This is a genomic window from Phenylobacterium sp., assembly GCF_031412415.1.
Taxonomy (GTDB): Bacteria; Pseudomonadota; Alphaproteobacteria; order Caulobacterales; family Caulobacteraceae; genus Phenylobacterium.
The window spans coordinates 1-2,242 of the sequence record NZ_JANOCX010000141.1 but is presented as its reverse complement, the minus strand read 5'-3'; the positions used below and the strand labels follow the sequence as shown (position 1 = coordinate 2,242).

General features: G+C 67.6%; 2 protein-coding genes. Both read left to right on the top strand.

The features are described from left to right. Positions 1-37: 37 nt before the first annotated feature. Positions 38-961, top strand: a complete 924-nt coding sequence (locus tag RMO04_RS06855; protein WP_309644042.1) for an ABC transporter permease — start codon at positions 38-40, stop codon at positions 959-961. Between the two features lie 30 nt (positions 962-991). Continuing rightward, entirely contained in the window at positions 992-2,074 is a 1,083-nt protein-coding gene (locus tag RMO04_RS06850; RefSeq protein ID WP_309644041.1) for a BMP family ABC transporter substrate-binding protein, read from the top strand. Positions 2,075-2,242 lie beyond the last annotated feature (168 nt).

The window sequence follows — 2,242 nt, the reverse complement described above, 5'->3', positions numbered from 1 at the left end:
CGCCTTTAGCGCGCCCCGGAAAGACAAAGGGCGCGCCATGACCAGCGCCATCCTCGTCTCGATCTTCATGACCCTCGTCGCGGCGTCCACGCCGATCCTGCTGGCGGCGCTGGGCGAACTCGTCACGGAGAAGGCGGGCGTGCTCAATCTCGGCGTCGAGGGCATGATGCTGTGCGGCGCGGTGGCGGGCTTCGCGGTCGCTTTCAGCACCGGCAGCACGATGCTCGGCCTCGTCGCTGCGATGGTGGCGGGCGTCGCCACGGCGATGGTCTTCGCCGTGCTGACTTTGTCGCTGACCGCCAACCAGGTCGCCACTGGGCTGGCGCTGACGATCTTCGGCATCGGCGCCTCCTCGCTGATCGGCGCGGGCTTCGTCGGCCGGACCATCACGCGGCTCGGTCCGGTGTTTCCGGCCGCGCTCTCGGAGCATCCTCTGCTGCGCGTGGTCTTCGGCCACGACATCGTCGTCTATCTCTCGCTCGCGCTCGTGCTCGCCGTCAGCCTGTTCCTGCGCCGGACGCGGCCTGGCCTGATCATGCGGGCCGTCGGCGAGAACGACGCCTCGGCCCATGCGATCGGCTACCCCGTCATCGCCATCCGCTATGCGGCGATCGCTTTCGGCGGCGCGCTGGCGGGGCTGGGCGGGGCCTATTTCTCGCTGGCGCTCACGCCGATGTGGGCGGATGGGCTGACCGCCGGGCGCGGCTGGATCGCGCTCGCGCTGGTCGTCTTCGCAGCGTGGAAGCCGGGACGGCTGCTGCTGGGCGCCTATCTGTTTGGCGCCGTGATGACGCTGGAGTTGCAGGCCAAGGCGGCGGGCATCACCTGGCTCGCGCCCGAACTCCTGGCGATGACGCCCTATCTTGCGACAATCGCGGTTCTGACCATGATGTCGCTGGGCCGCAAGACGGGCCGGCTCAATGCGCCGGCCTGCCTCGGCAAGCCGTTCTCGGCGTCGTGACGCCGCAACCAACCAGGGGAGACGCGTAGTATGACCTCCATCATCACCCGCCGCCGGTTCAATTTCGGAGCCGGCGCCACCGCCGCGACCCTGCCGCTGATCGGCGGCGGGGCGTCCGCCCAGGCGCCGCTGGGCGTCGGCTTCATCTATGTCGGCCCGGTCGGCGACCATGGCTGGACCTGGACGCACGACCAGGGCCGGCTGGCGCTGGAGAAGGAGTACGGGGCGAAGATCAAGACCAGCTTCATCGAGAAGGTGGCGGAGGGCCCCGATGCGGCGCGCGCGATCCGCCAGCTCGCCCAGGCCGGCAACCAGCTGATCTTCACGACGTCGTTCGGGTTCATGAACCCGACCATCCAGGTCGCCAAGCAGTTCCCCAACCTGAAGTTCGAGCACGCGACCGGCTATCAGCGCGCCGAGAACGTCGCGACCTACAATGCCCGCTTCTACGAGGGCCGCGCGGTCATCGGCACCATTGCCGGGCACATGTCGAAGTCCGGCCAGGCCGGCTACATCGCCTCCTTCCCGATTCCCGAGGTGGTGATGGGCATCAACGCGTTCACGCTCGCCGCCCGGAAAGTGAACCCGAACTTCAGGACCAAGGTGATCTGGGCCTCGACCTGGTACGACCCGGCCAAGGAGGCCGACGCCGCCAAGGCGCTGATCGACCAGGGTTGCGACATCATCACCCAGCACACCGACTCGGCGGCGGCTCTCCAGGCGGCCGAGCAGCGCGGCGTCTTCGCCTTCGGCCAGGCCTCCGACATGAAGGCCTTCGCCCCCAAGGCGCATCTGACCGCGATCGTCGACGACTGGTCGGGCTACTACATCAAGCGCGTCAAGGAGGTGATGGACGGCAGCTGGAAGAGCGGCGACGTCTGGCACGGCATCAAGGACGGCATGGTCAAGATCGCGCCTTACAACGACGCCGTGACGCCCGCCGCCCGCGCCGCTGCCGACGCCGTCGCGAAGGGCATCGTCGCCGGCACGCTCCACCCCTTCACCGGGGAGCTGAAGGACCAGAAGGGCGAGGTCCGCCTGAAGGCCGGCGAAACCGCTTCGGACGCGATGCTGTCCAAGATGGACTGGTATGTGGACGGCGTGCAGGCGTGAGGACGGGGGTGCGTCATGGTCTGGCGTGCCCCGACCATCTCGGAAACCAGCCCTCGCTGGTCATGAGATCCTCGGGACAAGCCCGAGAATGACGCGCTTTTGCTCATGCCCCATATTCTTGCAGGGGCCCCTTGCAGATATTTTAAGCTTGAAACAATATGCCCTCAT

Excerpts from the sequence above, each read along its gene's own strand:
- RMO04_RS06855 (WP_309644042.1), top strand. The coding sequence starts at position 38 with ATGACCAGCGCCATCCTCGTCTCGATCTTCATGACCCTCGTCGCGGCG.
- RMO04_RS06850 (WP_309644041.1), top strand. The coding sequence starts at position 992 with ATGACCTCCATCATCACCCGCCGCCGGTTCAATTTCGGAGCCGGCGCC.